The sequence below is a fragment of the Pseudoalteromonas sp. SR43-5 genome, from assembly GCF_014163835.1.
Classification (GTDB): Bacteria; Pseudomonadota; Gammaproteobacteria; order Enterobacterales; family Alteromonadaceae; genus Pseudoalteromonas; species Pseudoalteromonas distincta.
The window spans coordinates 1-767 of sequence record NZ_JACJEA010000075.1; the positions used below are offsets into that span (position 1 = coordinate 1).

The following is a 767-nucleotide window of genomic DNA, read 5'->3' on the forward strand; positions in this document are numbered from 1 at the left end:
AGCTTACGGAACATTTCAACACCAGTACAAGTAGAACGAGTTGTATCATTGATACCAACAATTTCTACTTCGTCATTGATGCGGATGATACCAGCTTCAACACGACCAGTTACAACAGTACCACGACCCTGGATTGAGAAAACGTCTTCGATAGGCATGATGAATGGCTTATCGATGTCACGCTCTGGCTCTGGGATGTAAGAATCAAGTGCGTTTGCAAGCTCAACAATCTTATCTTCCCACTCTTTCTCGCCTTCTAACGCTTTAAGCGCAGAACCAGCGATTAGAGGTAAGTCATCACCTGGGAAATCGTATTCAGAAAGAAGTTCACGAACTTCCATTTCTACTAGTTCAAGTAGCTCTTCGTCATCAACCATGTCACATTTGTTCATGAATACGATGATGTAAGGAACGCCAACCTGACGAGAAAGAAGGATGTGCTCACGCGTTTGTGGCATAGGGCCATCTGTCGCAGCAACTACTAAGATCGCGCCGTCCATTTGAGCAGCACCAGTGATCATGTTTTTAACATAATCGGCGTGACCAGGACAATCTACGTGTGCGTAGTGACGTGTAGGTGTATCGTATTCAACGTGAGACGTTGAAATAGTGATACCACGTTCGCGCTCTTCTGGAGCGTTATCGATTGATGCGAAATCTTTAGCAACACCGCCGTATACTTTTGCAAGTACGTTAGTGATTGCTGCAGTTAGTGTAGTTTTACCGTGGTCAACGTGGCCGATTGTACCAACGTTTACGTGCGGTTT

The 767-nt window shown here is 45.1% G+C and carries 1 protein-coding gene; it reads right to left on the reverse strand.

Features of this window, described 5'->3' with window-relative positions; translation table 11 throughout:
* Positions 1 to 767 (reverse strand): elongation factor Tu (locus tag H5090_RS20535; RefSeq protein WP_182696630.1); only part of this gene is annotated, 767 nt, incomplete at both ends.